The sequence below is a fragment of the Halomicrobium sp. HArcht3-1 genome (genome assembly GCF_058933345.1).
The window spans coordinates 302,580-319,076 of the sequence record NZ_JBZYDM010000002.1; the positions used below are offsets into that span (position 1 = coordinate 302,580).

Genomic DNA, 16,497 nt, shown 5'->3' on the forward strand with positions numbered 1-16,497 from the left:
TCACTGCGGGCGGAACTGATCGCGGTCGAACTCCGGTTCGAACAGGGCTTCGATCGGACACTCGAAGAACGCCGCCAGCTTGAAGGCGAGTTCGAGCGAGGGGTCGTAGCGGTCCCGTTCGATGGCGTTGATCGTCTGGCGTGTGACGCCGACGGCCGCTGCGAGGTCGGCCTGACTCAGGCCGGCGTCCGTTCTGCGCGCTCGAAGCTTGCTCTTCATGACCGATAGTAGAAGCCGGTGTAGACGACGCCGAAGACGAGGTAGAGGAGGACGTATCCCCAGATGGCGCCCGATACCGCTTGCGGGATCCGGTACAGGCCGGCCGTTTCGAGTGCGACCAGACCCGGGGCGGCGACGATCAACACGCCCGCGAACAGATTCAGTGTGGTCAAACTCGCACGTCGTTCGAGGGCCTGCTCGCGCTCGTCGAACAGTTCGATGGGACTGCCCCACAGCACGGCCAGCATGCCCAGCGCACCGAGCCAGTACAGGCCGATGCCGACCAGTGGATAGCCGGCCGCGATGGCGACGAACAGTCCGGCCATGCCGGCCAGCAAGCTCCCGACGAAGAGCCATCGATACCGGCGTCGTTTCGTGAGCTGTTCGTGTTCGGCGTGGTCGCTGGCGGCCATCGTCATGGTGTGTCACGCGCCCATAGTGTAAAGGACGCTTTACAGTAAAGTGTACTTTACACACCCGTTTATATCTGTCGCTGACACCGAACTTCTCGCTGCTCGGTCGATGACTGCCGTAAGGAACTGTCTGGCGCGTGACGCTGTGGGGTTGTCTGTCGCCGTTACTGCTGGATGCGGTCGGGTTCGAGGCGGTACCGGGTCGTCGGTTGCCCGTCGAACTGCGGGCCGGCACCGTGGTCTTCGAAGCCGGCGTCCACGATCGCACGCCGGGCCGCAGCCTCGTCTTCGGGCAGCAACACCTCGACGGTCATTCCCTCACCTCGGGCGAACCCGATCGGTTCCTCGATCAGGGCCGCACACGCCGCTTCGGTGCCGCCGATCTGTGTCACGTGGACGGTGCTGTCTCGTGCGTCGAAACTGACGAACCCGATCACCGACGGCTCGTCCGCGCCGTCATCGGACTCCTCGGCGACGCGGACTGTCCGGTCGTGGACGAGATTGCGCATCACGTCGGGCGGACTCCCCGATAGCTCGCCCATACGCTCGGCGTCGGCCTCGACGGCATCCCGGATCTCCATACCGGATGGTCGGCGCGAACCCAAATAAACGGTGTGCCGGTGAGCGAGCAGTCTCCCACACGCCGCCGAGCGTGACTGCTCGCGACCTACCGCTTGCGGTCGCTGTCCAGATCGATGTCGAGTTCGTCGAGTTTGTCCGCCCACTCCGCGCGTTTCTCCTGGTGGTCTTCGAGGAACGCTTCCATCATCTCTGCGGCCTGTTCCTTGCAGCCACCGCAGAGCCGTTCGCCGCCGACACACTCGTCGTACACTTCCTTCGCGATCTCGTCGTCGTCGCCGGCAAGCAGGTAGGCGTACAGTTCGTACACCGGGCATTCGTCGGCTTTCCCGCCCTTCTCGCGCTGTTCCTCGGCGGTCGAGCGCCCGCCCGTCGTGGCGGATTTGACCTTGTCGTACCCCTCCTCGGGGTCGTCCAGCAGGCTGATGTGACTCGCCGGGATCGAGGAGGACATCTTGCCGCCGGTCAGTCCGGTCATGAAGCGGTGGTAGATCGACGACGGCGGCAGGAAGCCGTAGCCACCGTGCTCGATCTCGACCTCGCGAGCGAGATTGGACGCGTCCGCCCTGTCCATCTCGAAGGCGTCGATGTGCTCGTCGAAGACGCGCTTCTCACCGGATACGGCCTCGATCAGTGCCTCGAACGCCTCGTCGGTGGCGTTGCGGTCGAGGAAGCGCGTTCGGGGCCGGAGCGGTTCTTTGCCTGCAGTCCGAAGTTTCTCGATGACGGTCTGGCGCACCTCGTCGGGGGCCATCTCGGTTTCGATCCAGTCGGCGGCGTCCTCACAGCGGACTCGCTCGTCGGCGTCGAGGTTTGCGGTGAGTGCCTCGTAGGCCGCCCCGAGCAGTTCCCGCTCGTCCTCGGTCGCCGCGAAGCTCGCGTAGGCCCGGGTGACGCCGAAGTAGCGCATCCGCGCCGCGAGGTCCCGCGCCAGTCGCATGTGTGGGTCCTGATCCGGTCCGACGGGGATGACCGTCGGCTTGGGGTCCTCTAGCTGGGGGTAGAGGATGTCGGCCATCTGGGTGACGACCGACTGCATGTGAGAGATGTCGGTCTCGCCGTCGAAGTCGTAGATGGCCTGTAGCTCCGAGAAGTTCGCCTCCGCGCCGAGTTCGAAGGCCAGATCCTGCACCTCGCGGTTGTCGGACTGGCGGTACAGTTCGCCCGCCTCGGGGTCAAAGCCCAGCGCGAGCAAGGAGAGGACGTAGTTCGTCGCGTGCTCGTCGATCTCGTCCCACGGCAGTTCGCGGGCGCTGTGGGCCTCCAGATCGGCGATCAGGCCGTAGGCGTCCCCGCCCTGCTGTTGATGCCAGATGATCTCGTCGAAGACGAGTTTGTGGCCGATGTGGGGATCGCCCGTCGGCATAAAGCCCGACAGCGCGGCAAAGTCCTCGCCCTCGCGCATCGCGCGGGCCACCGGCCGGTAGTCCCGGTGGCCGAAGATCACGCCACGTCGCATCAGATAGTGTGGGCTGGGGACTTCGGGCAGGACCTCGTCGAACTCCTCGATGCCGAACTGCTCGAACAGTTTGCGGTAGTCCGAGACCGTCGAGGACCCCCACGGGTCGAGGGCCACGTCGTCCGCCCCTTCGGCCTCTGTCCCGCCATCGGGGAGCACGTCACGCTCACGCCAGTCCGCGCCCGACGCTACGCTGTGGTCGTCGAGCGATCCCTCGTCGTGGGTAGGTTCGTCACGTGTCATGGTCGAACTGACTGGCGCGAGCCAATCTATTCATCCGTAGGTATGCGTCGGCGCAAAAAGGGTTCGCTTCCGCGCCCTCAGGGCGTCAGTCGTTCGACGGCGAGCCACTCGATCGCTTCGCTGTCCTTCCGCTCGCCCCCGCTGGCCCCGACGAACGCATACACCATCGTCTTGCGAACGCCGTGGGCAAGCCGTACGTCCAGCGCCAGATCCCGCGGTTCGAAGACGTGCCCGGTGTCGAACACGCGCAGGAGATACTCGGAGTGGCCCAGATCGTCGACGCTCTCGACATCCGCGTAGGTCCGAAAGTCCGCGCCGAACTTGAAGCCGGTCTTGGGGACGACGCCGTGCTCTCGGAGGGTCTCGTAGACCGCCAGCCGACGGTCGAAGCGCTCGCCCTCGACCGACCGGCCGCGCTCGACGACGGCCTCGGCATCACTATCGCCGTCGAACCGGAGTATCCCGGTCTCTGCGAGCGAGGCGGCTTCGACGAGCGAAAGCTGGATCGCGTCGGCGTCCTGCTCGTCGAGTGGCTGGCCGTAGAACGCCTGTTCGTACAGTGCAGCCGGCGGATCCCAGCAGACCACGCGGTCGGCGAGCAGGTCCCCCTCGGTCGTGGGTACGTCGGTCCGACTCGTCCCGGTCACGTCTGGCCGCCGGGTCTGGAAGTAACTGATCTCGCTCTCCTCGTCGACGACCGCCAGCGCGCAGTCGCCCAGTGCGTCGGCGGCGACGGTCTCGCGCTCGCTGACGACCCGAACCCGGTAGGCGACGGCGTCGTCCCACGGTCCCTTGCCGCGGGGGTAGACCACGAAGTCACAGCCGCCGGGGTCGTCGACCCGACCGGGGAGTGCCGGCGAGAGATAGAACCCCCGGCCACGCAGGTCCTTGTAGACGAAGAAGTCGACCTCCGAGACGACCGCCGAAGCCAGAAGCTCCCTGAGATCCATCCCGTCGACGCTGTCGAGGTCGCCACGGTACAGCAAGTGGGCCGCCTCGACCGGCGCGAGTTCGAGGTCGCCACCGTCGACCGGTCGGCCGTAACCACTCGAATCGTAGAACCGCTCGCGTGCCTGCTGGCCGGCCCGGACGACTCCCTCCGAAAGCGTCGCATCCATACCCGTGGCTGGGCATCGGCGAGTAAAGCCCCTGCGGATCGGCAGGCCGGTCAGCGCGCTGGGGCGTCGGCCTGTCGACTGTCGGCCGATCGTGCTCGCTGCTCACGGCTTCGCCGTTCGCATTTCCGAGACCCCTCGCTACGCTCGGGCTCTCGCTGCTCACGGGTCACTGACGTTCCCCGCTCGCTTTCGAGGCCCGCCTGACTCACGGCTCCGCCGTTCGTCTTCGGAGAGTCCTGCGGACTCTCGCTTTCGGCGCGCCTCGCAGGTCGCGTCCAGACACCGGTGGCCGCTCGCGGTCTCGAACAGCGGCAGGCCACAGGGGCAGGTGTCGACGACGACGCCGGTCGGGATGGCGAACGCGGCCTCACAGTCGGGGTGGTGCTCACAGCCGGCAAAGAGGCCGCCCTTGCGGACGATCCGCAGGTCGCCGTCACAGTCGGGACAGTCCCACTCCCGGTCGAAGGCGTCGGTGACGTGGTCGTCCAGCGAGTCACACGCCCGGTCGAGACAGAGTTCGAACGCCTGCCCGCGCTCGGTTCGGATCGTCGGTAACCGACAGTCGCGACAGCGCCCGCCGGTGATCGTCGCGTCGCTGGGTAGCCCGTAGCGCTCTCGACACCCGGTACACCGGACCGCGCCGCCGCTACGGAGTAGCGTGCCAGTACAGTCCGGGCAGTCACCGACGGGGACGCCGGCCTCCGAGACCGGATAGCGAGCGTTGCCGTGCTCCTCGTGGGTGACCACGCGCAGGAGGTCGTCGCCGTCACGGGCGACGACGGTGCCGTCCTCGATCTGGACGCTCTCGGGGCGGGTGAGCCACGCGACTGGCTGGTAGCCGTCGGCGTCGTGGACCAACACGGTGTTGTCTGGCTTGACGATCACGACAACGTCGCCTCGCTGCTCGCGTGTCCGCTGTGCCTGTCCACCTGCCGTGTCGAACATCGTCGTACAGTCGCCGGCCATGACGTGCGTGCCGTCGTGCATGGACCCCGCTGGTCGGGTCTCGGTACTTGAAGCTGTGGCCGGTCGTCGCGGGACGTGTGGGGGACCGAGGAGAGGAGGGTGGGGAGCGGAAGGCGGGGATCGACCGGGTTTGCGGGAGCGCGGGGTTACTCGTCGCGGCCGTAGCCTCGGCCGAGTCCCAGTGCGGTGACGTGGAGCGCGAGCGTCGCGACGAGGAGGAACAGGTCCTGTCCATCGAGACCGCCGAACATGAGCGCGGGGTAGGCGACCGGGAGCGCGACTGCGGTCCAGAACGCGGTCGTCTCGATCGGTCGGAACGCGAGCGTTCGGATGGACTGTGCATCGATGGCGGGCGAGTCGGAAGTGAAGGGCCGTGCGATGGACATGGATGCGTTCTCCTCACTCTCTGCCACGACCCATACCCCCATATAACGGGAGAACCGTTGGGGAAAATTCAGCTCGTTTCAGCCCACGTAGCCGGTATTTTATCACCATTCACTGACGATTCAGTCGTTTTTCGAGCGCCTAAGAGCGAGCGATAAAATTTATCGAGGCATCTAACGCTGTATCAGTGATCCCGGCTCGTGACCGGAACCGACGACGACGGCGAGGATGTGGACGAAAAGCAGCGCCGAGACGACCGAGACGGCCCACGCGCTCTCGACGAGCAACAGCGGGAGGTAGACGACCGGTAACACGACTGCCAGCCAGAACGCTGTCGCTCGCAGGACGGTCCCGACGGCGGCCGGGATCGCGCGGAGTCGTTCGACCGCTGCACGTGAGCGGGACACACCCCGCTCGATCGTGGTCTCCATCCCCAGCATCGAGGGCGTGAATATATTGGATAGCCAATTATTTAATGGTGGTGTATGGTACCGTAACACATGACCATTCGTGGGTTTCGCTGTGGTGATCCTTGCAGTAGTCGGGGCGTTCGTCGCCGTAGTCGATCACTACAGCTATCACTCTCGCAAGGGTGGTGCAGGTATGGACGCGGTCTGTTTCGATATGGACGGAGTGCTCGTCGACTCCGAAGACTACTGGATCGAACTCGAACGCGAGCACGTCCTTCCGACGGTCGTCCCCGACGACGACGTACCGATCGACGAAGTGACCGGCATCTTCTACGAGGAGCTGTACGACATCCTCGCCGCGAAGTACGACGTGGCGGTTTCCTACGACGAGTTCGTCAGTCTGTACGAGGGGGCCGCCGAGACGGTGTACGGCGAGCAGGTCGAACTCACGCCCGGTGCCCGCGAACTGATCGAGGAACTGCGGGCCGCAAGCGTCCCGGTCGCGGTGGTGACCGCCTCGCCGCCCGAGTGGTACCGGATCGTCCTCGACCGGTTCGACCTCGCGGACCTGTTCGACACCGTCGTCAGCGCCGCCGACCTCGACGGCCCAGGCAAGCCGGAGCCGGCGATCTACGAGCGCGCGGCCAGCGAACTGGGTGTCGACCCCGCGAACGCACTCGCCGTCGAGGATTCACACCACGGCACGTCCGCCGCGCTACGCGCGGGTATGACTGTCGTCAGCTTCGGCGTCGGTGCTGCCGAGGGCGAGGACGAGCGGGCGGATCTGCTGGCCGACTCGCCCGAAGAGTTGGTCGAGATCGTTCGCTCTCGGGTACTGTAGGGTACATCTCGGCGATCGTTCGCCCCGTGTACACTCTGTCAGCCGATGTAAACACACCCCTCGCGACTACTCGACGCTGACTGATCTGGTGTCGCTGACCGGCGGGATCGGGAGTTCGGGGAACGAGACTTCGATGGTGAAATCGAGTTCGTCGGCGTCGCCGCCGAAGGCCGCGACCGGCACCGTCGCCGTCCCGAGATACGACGGCTTGGCCGTCATCTCGTGGCCGTTGACCGTCACCCGGATGCCGGTGCGGGCGCTGCCGGCCACTGATCTGACGGTCACCTCGTGGAGTTCCCGCTCGCCCTGCCCGATCCGGTCGGGGAAGTCGCCCCACTCGACGACGACGGCGGGCAAGTCGGCAGCGTTGTCGACGACGCGCTCGGCGACGCTCTCGGAGAGACCCGCGGCGACCACGCCCGAGACGCCGGCGTCGGTCACGTCGGCGGGGGTTCGAAAGCCCTCGGCCGCGAGTGTCCGTGCCCGACCCGGCCCGACGCCGTCGATGGCGGTCAGGCCGGCAGCGTCCTCGCTGACGCCGTTCTCGACGCGGGCTTCGACGCGCCGAGCCAGATTTGCCGCGCGAGCACCGGCAAAGCGGTCGAGGAAGGCCCGCAAGGCTGCGAGCATCCGCAGGGCGTTCTGCTTGATGACCCACGCGTCGCTCTGGAGTTCCGAGGGCGTGGTGCCGGACATCGACGAGTGCAGGATCGCCAGCACCTTGCGCTGGCCGGCCGAGAGATCCTCGCCTCGGGAGCCGATGACGGCGGCGACGGCGTCTTCCTCGTCGCTGCGAGCGCTGACGCTGTCGAACTCTTTCGCACCGGCGACCGCCCGGAGGATCGCGCGCTCGTCGAACTGATCCGGGGCCTCTGCGGCCCGGTCGGCACAGTCCTTGAAGCCGCGGGCGGTCGCCAATCGGAGGTAGAACTTCGAGGCAAGCCTGCCAAGCGCCGTTCCGTCGACCCTGAGGTCGTCCATCTCGACGAAGCCGTCGTCGACGAGGTCGGCGAGTGTCGCACTCACCTGTTCGCGGAGGTCGCTGCCGGCGGCGTAGCGGTCGGGCGCTGACTGGGCGCGCTGGTAGTAGAACGTCGTTTCGAGCCAGCCCATCACGTCCTCCACGTCACCGAGGGTGCCCAGTGCGATCTCGGCGTTGAGGTGGGCGTCGAGGTCGTCGGCCAGTCGGGACTCGATCTCTTTGCCGTCGCGAAGGAGCCGTCGATACTTGTCGGCGTCCGCCCGGTCGCAGACGATCCACGCGTACCCCATGTCGTCGTAGCCCGGCCGACCCGCACGGCCGAGCATCTGGAGCACGTCCAGTGGACTCATGTCGACCTCGCCTTCCAGCGGGTCGTGAAGCTTCGTATCGCGAATGACGACACAGCGAGCGGGGAGGTTCACCCCCCACGCCAGCGTCGAGGTCGAGAAGAGAAGCTGGATCAGCCCCTCTTTGAACCACTCCTCGACGCGGTCCTTGTCCGCACGTGAGAGACCAGCGTGGTGGAAGCCCACGCCGTCCAGCACGGACTGGCGCAGCGTGTCGTTGTCCAGTTCGGCCGCGTCGGTGTGGAAGTCGTACTCGCCGCGAGCGCCCATCGGCACGTCGCGCTCGACGATCTCGTCTCTGGCCTTCTTGGCGGCCTGCACCGTGTCCTGTCGTGAGGAGACGAACACGAGTGCCTGTCCCTCCTCGCGGATGTGTGGCTCGGAGAGGTCCAGCGCCCGATACAGCCGTCGGTACTTGTCCGCGAAGGCGTTCTCGCCGTGGCTGTAGGTCTTCACGTCGGCGTTGAGCGGCACCGGTCGGTAGTCGTCGCCAAACTGGAAGGTGGTCTCGCTCGGGGCGTCGAGCCACGCGGCCACGTCCCCGACGTTCTCCATCGTCGCCGACAGCGCGACCACGCGCGGGTCACACAGGCGGCGCATCCGCGAGATGGTCACTTCGAGAACCGACCCGCGCCGGTCCGAATCCAGCAGGTGGACCTCGTCGATGATACAGCAGTCCACGTCGGTGATGAAGTCGTACCGCCGGGAGTCGTGCTTCCGGGTCGCCGAATCGGCCTTTTCCGGCGTCATCACGAGCACGTCCGCCCGCTCGGCGCGACGGGGGTTGAGGTCGCGCTCGCCCGTGACGACGTACACCGAGTAGCCCAGTTCCTCGAAGCGCTCCCACTCGCTCTCTTTCTCGTTGGTCAGCGCGCGCAGCGGGGCCAGAAAGAGTGCGGTCCCGCCCGCCTGCAGGGTCTTGCAGATCGCGATCTCGGCCAGCGCGGTCTTCCCGCTGGCAGTGGGTGCGCTGACGACGACGTTGTCGTCGCGCTCTAAGAGCGCCGGCAGCGTCTCCGATTGCATCCGGTTGAACTCATCGAACGGAAAGGCGTCGGCGAAGTCCGGGAGCACGTCCGCGACCGCCACGGCGCGCTCCCCGTCGGCGCTCGGTGACACGTCAACAGCCGGGTGCCGTGTCGTCAAAGGCGTTTCTATACTGTGGGCCGTGGCGGCATCGGGCCGCGGGAGAGCGGTCGGCTGCCGTCGCGGCTCGTAGCAGATGAACACAGTTATCCCGACCCACGGGGTACGGGTCGGATAATGAGTCACGTACGCACGATCAGGGTGGTAGCATGCGCGTAGTCGCGAAGTTCGGTGGGACGAGTCTGGGCAACGGCGAGCGGATCAACCGCGCCGCCGACTCCATCGCCTCGGCCGTCGAGAACGGCCACGAGATCGCCGTCGTCGCCAGCGCGATGGGCAACACCACCGACGAACTGCTGGACGAGATCGAGTACGAGGTCGAACCCGAGGACCGGGCACAGATCGTCAGCATGGGCGAGCGAACCTCGGTCCGAATGCTCAAGGGTGCCCTCGCCGCTCGGGGTGTCGAGGCAATGTTCCTCGAACCCGGCAGCGAGGAGTGGCCGATCATCACCGACGAGCACGGCGAAGTCGACGTCGACGAGACGGTCAAGCGCGCTCACGCGCTGGCCGGCCAGCTCAAGGACGTGGTGCCGGTCATCACCGGCTTCCTCGCACAGGACCTGCAGGGCAACGTGACGACGCTCGGTCGCGGTGGCTCGGACACCTCCGCCGTCATGCTGGGCAAGTACATGGACGCAGACGAGGTCGTCATCGTCACCGACGTGGAAGGCGTCATGACCGGCGACCCCCGCGTCGTCGAGGGCGCGCGCAACGTCGGCGAGATCAGCGTCGACGAACTGCGCTCGCTTTCCTTCCGGGGCGCGGAGGTCGTCGCGCCCTCCGCGCTGTCGTACAAAGACAGGAACCTCGGTGTCAGAGTCGTCCACTACCAGCACGGCGACCTGCTGACCGGCGGCACCTCCATCGAAGGTGAGTTCCAGAACCTCATCGACTTACAGGAGGATCGACTCGCCTGTGTCACCGTCGCGGGTCGTGCCATCCGCAACAGTCCCGGTATCCTCGGGACACTCTCGACCGCGCTCGGAGAGGCGGGGATCAACATCGACGCCAACTCCTCGGGGATGGACTCACTGACCTTCTACGTCAACGCCGACGACGCCGACGACGCCGAAGCACTCCTGCACGATCACGTCGTCGACACCGACGAACTCTCCAGTGTCACCGTCGAGGACGACATCGCCGTCGTCCGGGTGACCGGTGGCGAACTGCCGAACCAGCCCGGCATCGTCAAGCGCGTCATCGATCCGATCTCCGACGCCCACATCAATCTCTACGACGTGATCACTTCGGCCACGTCGGTGTCGGTGTTCGTCCCGTGGGACGACCGCGAACAGGCGCTCGAACTCGTCCAGAACGTGTTCTAGGACCCACCTTGTTCCAGCGGGGGGTGCGCTCCGCGCACCTCGCTTGCAAAAACGTGGGAGAAAAAGGCCGAGCGCGAAGCGCTCGGATGCCAGCGGTTCCGCCCCCTAAGTGTCGCTACCGTCCCTGCGTCAACCGAAAGCCGATCTGACGAGGGAGACCGGCCTCCTCGACGGCGTGGATGACGGCTTCGGTGTCGTAGTCGACGCGGCGCTCGTCGACGCTCCGCTCGTCGAGGTCGACGACGGCGTAGGCCGCTTTCGGATCGCCGTCGCGTGGCTGGCCGACGCTGCCGGGGTTCAGGACGATGCCCTCGTCGTACACTTCGTGGTGCTGCATGTGCGTGTGGCCCATGATCAGCACCGCCTCGCCGTCGAGGAGGTCGGGACCGAACTCGCTCGGCCGGGTGTAGTGGTCGGGGTCGTCGGGGTGGCCGTGGACGATCTTCACTCGACCGTCACAGACGTGGCGCTGCTCGGGGAGGGCGTCCAGCCACGCCAACTGCTCGTCGTCGAGTTGCTCGCGGGCGTGCTCGACGCCGGCCTCGGCCATGTGATTGAAATGTGGTGCGTGACCGCTCACGACCGCGCGGTCGTGGTTCCCCTCGACCGTCGGCACCGTGCCATCGAGCAGGGCGGCGTCGCTGTTGCCCACCGGTCCCGTCTCGGGGGTGCGCAGCGCCTCGACACACGCCGCGTGCCAGGGGTTGTACCCGACCACGTCGCCGGCACACACCAGCCCATCGACGGCGGGCATATCGTCGAGCACGGCCTGGAGGGCGATCTCGTTCCCGTGGAGGTCAGAAATGACTCCGATCCTCATTGTCGGGTCCTACGACGGCACGGGTTTAGTTCCCACTGTCGACTTTCAGCACCCGGGTGATCGGAATAATCGCGCCCCTACCCGTTGTGGATCGCCGTCTCGACGCCGTCGTCGTCGACGGTGACGCCAGCGGCACAGACGGCGTGTTCGAACTCGTGGTCGTACACCTCGCGAGCGACGCTCGCGGCGTCGTCGCTGTCCAGCGCGAACGCCTCGGGACTGTCTTTCTCGTAGGTCGCCACCAGTGTCGGCTCGGTGACTTCCTCGACGAGCAGCGCGTCCCGGCGGACCGTCCCGATGACGGCACCGTGGCCCTCGGCTCGGGTGGTCGGGTCCTCGGGATCGACGCCGACGATACCGGCGATCCGGGGCGTGTCGTAGTCATCCTTCTCGAAGTCGAGCGAAAGCAGTGGCTCCGCGAGCGCGTCGCGGGCGGGGTAACCCAGTGCGAGTTTCTCTGCGATGGGATCGACGTGCGAACCGTTGCCGACGACGACGCCCCGGTCGGTCTCCCTGACGGCGTTGTAGGAGATGTAGGGATTGTCGGTCTCGGGTGCATCGTCGGTCGGACCGACGGTGATGGTGCCGTCCCGGGCGACGGCCGCTCTGTTCGGGAACGATCGCGACGAGACGCGGTACGCGCCGACCTGTGGGCCGACGACGACGAACCGTCCAACGTACATACACGAGGGTTCGGCGCTCGAAGTAAGGCGGTGTCGATTCGCCGCTCTACCCGAAGAGCCAGTGGGCGACTCCGAGGACGATGCCGTAGATCAGCAGTCCCGCCAGCACCGACGGGTCGAGCCACGGGACGGGCAGGCCGTTCGCGCCCAGCAGGTCGAGCCACGTCGGGATCACGACGCCGGACGCGAGCCACAGCGCGATTCCGTAGGCGATGCCGACGACGGCCGTCGCCTGAAGGGGACGCGGATCGGGCCGTCGCTCGACGGCCGCTGTGAACCCGATACCGAAGAGCGCGCTGAGGAGCATGTGGACTGTCCAGCCGACGAGCAGGCCCGAGAGACCGACCAGCGACGGGACGGTCCCCTCGATGACGGCCGGCGCGGTCAGCGCGAGAAAGGTCCCCATCCCGAGACCGCCCAGCAGTCCGGCCGCAGTTCCCCGGAGCCACGTCGGTGAGACCGCCGGCGTCTCGGTGCGGGCGGCGCTCGGACTGGGCGTCTCGGATGCCATAGCCGATTCGAAGGCGGCCATCGTGGTATAGCGTCCGATCGTTCAGTCCCGAAAGCCGACCGTACGTGACTGCCCGGGCAAGTAAGTCGATCTTTCCGGCCGGAGCGCCGCCGTTATATCGGTTCGGTCCCTCCAGGTAGACGATGATAGAGGGGCTGGACGCCGATATCGTCGGCACCGACGGGGCCGCGCAGCGACGGGACGAGGTGGTTGCCCGCGTCACCGACCACGCCGGCCAGATCGCTCGCGAACTCTCCATGCTGGAGGGGGGCGACTACGGGCAGGCGACGTTCGACACCGACGCCGGGTCGTGGACGCTCAAGTACGAGGGCGGCGACGTACAGTATCTGCGCTTCGAACGGGGCGGGCGCGAGACCTACGTCGTCTCGACACAGCAACCGCCCGAGCCGAGCGAACTCGCGACGGCGATGCGCGACTACGACGCCTTCGTCGCGGCGTTCAACGACCACGTCCGCTCGCTCGACGGGGTGCTGGACGAGGTCTCGACCGACTTCCCCGAGATCACGTCGACCGAATCCGTCGTCGCCGCTCGCCAGTCGATTCTGGACGACCTGCGCGAGGTCTGTGACGAGATGGCCGGGCAACTGCACCGCTACGCCGGCGACAACTACGGCAGTTTTTCCACGCGGGTCAATAGCTCGCGCTGGGAACTCAAGTGGGAAGACGGCCGCGCCAGCTACCTCCGCGTCGGCGGCGAGGGCGGCATCTATCTGCTCTCGCAGTACCAGCCACCGTCTGCGCACGACCTGCGCGCCCACGTCGACGACGTGCCCGAGTTCGTCGATGCCTTCAACGACCACGTCCGCGAAATCTCGGAGTCACTCGAAACGGTGTCGCTGACCGACGCTGGCTCGGACTGACTCGCCCGGATCGACTGTCAACACCTCACACAGCACTCCTGTCTCCGTAACACTGATATACGGCACACGGGTACCAATAAGTGTCCAGTCCATTGGGGTAGTGGCCAATCCTGAAGCCTTCTGGGGGCTTCGACCCTGGTTCGAATCCAGGATGGACTATTCTTGTCGCGAACGAACCCGTGAGCGACAGAATCGTCGACGGAGTGGATTCGAACCCTTAGCAGTCGCGCGCAGCGTCAGCGAGCACGTCTGTTTCACCTTCGAATCCAGGATGGACCTTTCGACGACTCGAACGGCGAGCACCGCGTGTGCTCGCCACGGTGGAAGTGAACGTCGCCCGTCGGGATACAAGATTCTTGTATGTGGGTCGGGAACGCGGTGCCATGCGTGGCCCTCCCGCGACAGAACGACGAGATTCCGGCTACGAGTACCACGGAGAGCACATCGAGGACCCGTACTTGTGGCTCGAAGACGGAGACGATGACGCCGTCCGCACGTGGATTGCGGCCCAGAATCAGTACGCGGACGACCACCTTTCCGACGAGTCCATCCGAGAGCACCTTCGGCCGCGGATCGAGGATCTGGCTGATTTTCGTGAGTATCATCCGATCCAGCCGATGCCATCCGGCTACTTTCAGCGCATCCGGGATCCGGAACAGGACCACCCCGTGCTGTACCACTTCGAGGAACTCGATCAGGAGAAACGGCCACTGGTCGACCCGAACGAACTGAGCGACGATGGGACGACAGCGGTCAACTGGTACGTGCCGGCGCCGGATGGCGAACGGATCGCGTACGGCGTCGACGAGGACGGCGCCGAGCAGTACGACATCCACGTCATGGATGTGACGACTGGTGATGACATCGACGTGATCCCCGATGCCGGTCGGACGGGCCCGCAAATGATGGCGTGGTTCGATGACGGGTTCTACTACGTCCGCACGGGTGCCGTCGGTGGCGAGGGCCAGCTAGAGAAGGAGCTGCGCTACCATCCTCTGGGGAGCGATGTCGAGGGCGACCGCGTGATTCACGACGATTTCGATCCACAGACGTGGCCGATTCTCCGGACTTCGCCCGAAAGCGACCACGTCGTCGTCGGATTCTCCGAGGGGTGGGAGCGGACCGATCTCTACCGGCTGCAACACGGGGAGTGCGAGATCGAACCGTTGATCGAAGGGCACGACGCCATCTTCGAGCCAGAGCTTCGCGGGACGGACTGCTATCTCAGGACGAGTTTCGGGGCCGAGCAGTATCGGCTCGCGCGACTGGACATCCCCGATCCACCGACCGTCGAGGAACCGGCCGATATCGAGACGGTCGTACCGGAGGACCAAAACGCCACCCTCAGCGGATTCGCCGTCACTCCGGAGCGACTGCTTGTCACACACGACCGGGACGTCGTCTCCGAACTGGCCGCGTTCGACCACGACGGGACGCACCTCGCGACCGTCTCGTTGCCCGGCACCGGCGCGGTCGACCAGATGCACGGCAGTCCACAGTCCGACGAGGTGTTCTTCAGCTACGAATCGTTCGAGCACCCACAGGCGGTGATGCGGTACGATGGGGAGTCCAACGACGTGTCGACCGTCGCCGAGCCAGACGTGGGCATCGAGGCCGACATCGCCGTCGACCAAGAGTGGTTCGAGTCCAGCGACGGCACGTCGGTCCCGATGTTCATCGTGCGCCGTGCCGGTGTCGAGCGTGACGGGACGAATCCCGCGATCCTCAACGGCTACGGTGGCTTCGAGATCAGCATGCGGCCGGAGTTCTTTCGCTACACTGTCCCCTTCATCGAAGACGGCGGCGTGCTCGCCATCCCGAACATCCGTGGCGGCGGGGAGTTCGGCCCGGCGTGGCACGAGGCCGCCCAGCGCGAGACCAAACAACGTACCTTCGACGACTTCCACGCCGCCGGTGAGCATCTGATCGAGCGAGGATACGCCGACGCTGATCGACTCGCCTGTCTCGGCGGATCGAACGGCGGCCTCACTGTCGGCGCGGCACTCACACAGCGCCCGGACCTGTTTGCCGCTGTGCTGTGCAAGGTGCCGCTGCTCGATATGCTCCGCTTCCATCGGTCGCTGATCGGGCGCTCCTGGACTAGCGAGTACGGTAACCCGGAGGAGGACCCCGAGGCCTTCAGCTACATCCGCGAGTATTCGCCGTACCACAACGTCTCAGAACGCGCGTATCCCGCGACACTGCTGGTGACCGCCGAGAGCGACACCCGCGTCGACCCCTTCCACGCACGGAAGATGGTCGCCAGACTGCAAGCCCGCCAGACCGGGTCGGAACCGCCGCTCTTGCGGACCTACGAGAACATCGGCCACGGTGTCGGAAAGCCGGTCTCACAGGTCGTCTCGGAGCAACTCGACCAGTGGGGATTCCTCTACGATCGACTGGGTGTCGTCGAGACATCGTCGACGGTCTGAGCTACCAGACCATCTTTACCGCCGGCACTCGATGCGGCAGGTATGCAACCGACCCACGTCCTCGTCCCGCTGGATGGCTCGCCGCTGTCGGAGGCGGCACTGGCCCACGCGCTGGATGTCTTCGACTGTCGGGTGACGGTCCTGAACGTGGTCACACCCATCGACGCCGCGATGAGCGAGAGCGGCGTCATCGAGCGAGACGAGCGCGAGGCCGAGGCCCGCGAGTACGCCGACGAGGTAATTGACGAAGCCGAGCAGCGCGCGACCGAGCACGACCAGCCGGTCGACACCGTCGTCGAGGAGGGTGATCCTGCCGAGACCATCGTCGACTACGCCGAGGGCAGCGACGTGGATCAGATCGTGATGGGCGGTCACGGAGGCGACGCCAGCGACCTGACCCAGCGGCTGCTCGGGACGGTCGCGACGGCGGTCGTTCGAGAAGCGCCGGTGACGGTGACTGTCGTTCGGTGATCTGGAGGCGGCTCTTTGTGAGTCTGTAACGCTTCTGCAGACACAGAGACGAATCATCGAAAGCCCTCGCATCGTTCGACCGTCCGGGGCTCGCTTCGCTCCTTGGCCTTCGGCCTGCGGTGCTTACGTCGCCCGGGACGGATCGAACGACGCTCGCCCTTTCATCCACCAGGCTCGTGGACAGTCCTCCAAGCTGCGTCCTGGCGGATGAAAGGGCGAGGCGCGGTAACGCGTTCTGTGGCGGCACTATTCGACCGCAGGGAG

At 66.1% G+C, this 16,497-nt stretch carries 17 protein-coding genes and 1 tRNA gene; 6 read left to right on the plus strand and 12 right to left on the minus strand.

Going from position 1 to position 16,497, the window contains the following annotated elements; genetic code table 11:
* The 8 genes from AC5FRW_RS04560 to AC5FRW_RS04595 form a co-directional block, all read right to left on the minus strand.
* Positions 1–219, minus strand: a complete 219-nt coding sequence (locus AC5FRW_RS04560) for a helix-turn-helix transcriptional regulator (RefSeq protein ID WP_493567243.1) — start codon at positions 217–219, stop codon at positions 1–3.
* Positions 216–638, minus strand: a complete 423-nt coding sequence (locus tag AC5FRW_RS04565) for a DUF2178 domain-containing protein (protein WP_493567244.1) — start codon at positions 636–638, stop codon at positions 216–218. Before AC5FRW_RS04565 ends, AC5FRW_RS04560 begins: the two co-directional genes overlap by 4 nt.
* A gap of 158 nt (positions 639–796) precedes the next feature.
* Positions 797–1,213 (minus strand): hypothetical protein, encoded by a 417-nt coding sequence (locus AC5FRW_RS04570; protein ID WP_493567245.1) that lies wholly within the window; start codon positions 1,211–1,213, stop codon positions 797–799.
* 86 nt (positions 1,214–1,299) lie between these two features.
* On the minus strand, positions 1,300–2,913 hold the full coding sequence (locus tag AC5FRW_RS04575; RefSeq protein ID WP_493567246.1) for a tryptophan--tRNA ligase: 1,614 nt from the start codon (positions 2,911–2,913) through the stop codon (positions 1,300–1,302).
* A 77-nt stretch (positions 2,914–2,990) separates the two neighbouring features.
* Positions 2,991–4,031 carry a tRNA-intron lyase gene (endA, locus tag AC5FRW_RS04580; protein WP_493567247.1) on the minus strand — a complete coding sequence of 347 codons (1,041 nt, stop codon included), beginning with the start codon at positions 4,029–4,031 and terminating at the stop codon, positions 2,991–2,993.
* 159 nt (positions 4,032–4,190) lie between these two features.
* On the minus strand, positions 4,191–5,018 hold the full coding sequence (locus AC5FRW_RS04585) for a PDDEXK family nuclease (protein WP_493567248.1): 828 nt from the start codon (positions 5,016–5,018) through the stop codon (positions 4,191–4,193).
* 125 nt (positions 5,019–5,143) lie between these two features.
* Positions 5,144–5,383 carry a DUF8028 family protein gene (locus AC5FRW_RS04590; RefSeq protein WP_493567249.1) on the minus strand — a complete coding sequence of 80 codons (240 nt, stop codon included), beginning with the start codon at positions 5,381–5,383 and terminating at the stop codon, positions 5,144–5,146.
* Positions 5,384–5,554: 171 nt separating this feature from the next.
* Positions 5,555–5,812 (minus strand): DUF8028 family protein, encoded by a 258-nt coding sequence (locus AC5FRW_RS04595; RefSeq protein ID WP_493567250.1) that lies wholly within the window; start codon positions 5,810–5,812, stop codon positions 5,555–5,557.
* 172 nt (positions 5,813–5,984) lie between these two features.
* Here AC5FRW_RS04595 and AC5FRW_RS04600 point away from each other — a divergent pair, with 172 nt between their 5' ends.
* Complete coding sequence (locus AC5FRW_RS04600; protein ID WP_493567251.1) at positions 5,985–6,632, plus strand: HAD family hydrolase; 648 nt, start codon at positions 5,985–5,987, stop codon at positions 6,630–6,632.
* A 66-nt stretch (positions 6,633–6,698) separates the two neighbouring features.
* Here the strand turns inward: AC5FRW_RS04600 and AC5FRW_RS04605 are convergent, their stop codons facing one another.
* Positions 6,699–9,050 carry a DEAD/DEAH box helicase gene (locus AC5FRW_RS04605; RefSeq protein WP_493567382.1) on the minus strand — a complete coding sequence of 784 codons (2,352 nt, stop codon included), beginning with the start codon at positions 9,048–9,050 and terminating at the stop codon, positions 6,699–6,701.
* A 206-nt stretch (positions 9,051–9,256) separates the two neighbouring features.
* On the opposite strand from AC5FRW_RS04605, the gene AC5FRW_RS04610 reads away from it, so the two are divergent.
* The gene (locus AC5FRW_RS04610) at positions 9,257–10,435 is read left to right on the plus strand and encodes an aspartate kinase (RefSeq protein ID WP_493567252.1); all 1,179 of its coding nucleotides are present in this window, start codon (positions 9,257–9,259) and stop codon (positions 10,433–10,435) included.
* A 115-nt stretch (positions 10,436–10,550) separates the two neighbouring features.
* On the opposite strand, the gene AC5FRW_RS04615 is transcribed toward AC5FRW_RS04610, so the two are convergent.
* The 3 genes from AC5FRW_RS04615 to AC5FRW_RS04625 all read right to left on the minus strand — a co-directional run bounded on the left by AC5FRW_RS04615 (position 10,551) and on the right by AC5FRW_RS04625 (position 12,449).
* Positions 10,551–11,255, minus strand: a complete 705-nt coding sequence (locus AC5FRW_RS04615; RefSeq protein ID WP_493567253.1) for a metallophosphoesterase family protein — start codon at positions 11,253–11,255, stop codon at positions 10,551–10,553.
* A 77-nt stretch (positions 11,256–11,332) separates the two neighbouring features.
* On the minus strand, positions 11,333–11,938 hold the full coding sequence (locus tag AC5FRW_RS04620; protein ID WP_493567254.1) for an IMP cyclohydrolase: 606 nt from the start codon (positions 11,936–11,938) through the stop codon (positions 11,333–11,335).
* A gap of 46 nt (positions 11,939–11,984) precedes the next feature.
* Complete coding sequence (locus tag AC5FRW_RS04625; RefSeq protein ID WP_493567255.1) at positions 11,985–12,449, minus strand: hypothetical protein; 465 nt, start codon at positions 12,447–12,449, stop codon at positions 11,985–11,987.
* Positions 12,450–12,592: 143 nt separating this feature from the next.
* Between AC5FRW_RS04625 and AC5FRW_RS04630 the strand changes: the two genes are divergently transcribed.
* The 4 genes from AC5FRW_RS04630 (at position 12,593) to AC5FRW_RS04645 (ending at position 16,233) form a co-directional block, all read left to right on the plus strand.
* Entirely contained in the window at positions 12,593–13,330 is a 738-nt protein-coding gene (locus AC5FRW_RS04630; protein WP_493567256.1) for a profilin-fold protein, read from the plus strand.
* Positions 13,331–13,416: 86 nt separating this feature from the next.
* Positions 13,417–13,489: transfer RNA gene (locus AC5FRW_RS04635), tRNA-Gln, on the plus strand.
* Between the two features lie 224 nt (positions 13,490–13,713).
* Positions 13,714–15,762, plus strand: coding sequence for a prolyl oligopeptidase family serine peptidase (locus AC5FRW_RS04640; RefSeq protein WP_493567257.1), 2,049 nt, complete (start codon positions 13,714–13,716; stop codon positions 15,760–15,762).
* Between the two features lie 42 nt (positions 15,763–15,804).
* Positions 15,805–16,233: a universal stress protein gene (locus AC5FRW_RS04645; RefSeq protein WP_493567258.1), complete on the plus strand. Its 429-nt coding sequence runs from the start codon at positions 15,805–15,807 to the stop codon at positions 16,231–16,233.
* Positions 16,234–16,497 lie beyond the last annotated feature (264 nt).

What these genes read in the sequence shown, in the direction of transcription:
- AC5FRW_RS04570 (WP_493567245.1), bottom strand. Translation starts at nt 1,213, where the DNA reads ATGGAGATCCGGGATGCCGTCGAGGCCGACGCCGAGCGTATGGGCGAG.
- endA (WP_493567247.1), bottom strand. Translation starts at nt 4,031, where the DNA reads ATGGATGCGACGCTTTCGGAGGGAGTCGTCCGGGCCGGCCAGCAGGCA.
- AC5FRW_RS04645 (WP_493567258.1), top strand. Translation starts at nt 15,805, where the DNA reads ATGCAACCGACCCACGTCCTCGTCCCGCTGGATGGCTCGCCGCTGTCG.
- AC5FRW_RS04595 (WP_493567250.1), bottom strand. Translation starts at nt 5,812, where the DNA reads ATGGAGACCACGATCGAGCGGGGTGTGTCCCGCTCACGTGCAGCGGTC.
- AC5FRW_RS04640 (WP_493567257.1), top strand. Translation starts at nt 13,714, where the DNA reads ATGCGTGGCCCTCCCGCGACAGAACGACGAGATTCCGGCTACGAGTAC.
- AC5FRW_RS04575 (WP_493567246.1), bottom strand. Translation starts at nt 2,913, where the DNA reads ATGACACGTGACGAACCTACCCACGACGAGGGATCGCTCGACGACCAC.
- AC5FRW_RS04630 (WP_493567256.1), top strand. Translation starts at nt 12,593, where the DNA reads ATGATAGAGGGGCTGGACGCCGATATCGTCGGCACCGACGGGGCCGCG.
- AC5FRW_RS04560 (WP_493567243.1), bottom strand. Translation starts at nt 219, where the DNA reads ATGAAGAGCAAGCTTCGAGCGCGCAGAACGGACGCCGGCCTGAGTCAG.
- AC5FRW_RS04590 (WP_493567249.1), bottom strand. Translation starts at nt 5,383, where the DNA reads ATGTCCATCGCACGGCCCTTCACTTCCGACTCGCCCGCCATCGATGCA.
- AC5FRW_RS04565 (WP_493567244.1), bottom strand. Translation starts at nt 638, where the DNA reads ATGACGATGGCCGCCAGCGACCACGCCGAACACGAACAGCTCACGAAA.
- AC5FRW_RS04610 (WP_493567252.1), top strand. Translation starts at nt 9,257, where the DNA reads ATGCGCGTAGTCGCGAAGTTCGGTGGGACGAGTCTGGGCAACGGCGAG.
- AC5FRW_RS04615 (WP_493567253.1), bottom strand. Translation starts at nt 11,255, where the DNA reads ATGAGGATCGGAGTCATTTCTGACCTCCACGGGAACGAGATCGCCCTC.
- AC5FRW_RS04585 (WP_493567248.1), bottom strand. Translation starts at nt 5,018, where the DNA reads ATGCACGACGGCACGCACGTCATGGCCGGCGACTGTACGACGATGTTC.
- AC5FRW_RS04600 (WP_493567251.1), top strand. Translation starts at nt 5,985, where the DNA reads ATGGACGCGGTCTGTTTCGATATGGACGGAGTGCTCGTCGACTCCGAA.
- AC5FRW_RS04620 (WP_493567254.1), bottom strand. Translation starts at nt 11,938, where the DNA reads ATGTACGTTGGACGGTTCGTCGTCGTCGGCCCACAGGTCGGCGCGTAC.
- AC5FRW_RS04625 (WP_493567255.1), bottom strand. Translation starts at nt 12,449, where the DNA reads ATGGCATCCGAGACGCCCAGTCCGAGCGCCGCCCGCACCGAGACGCCG.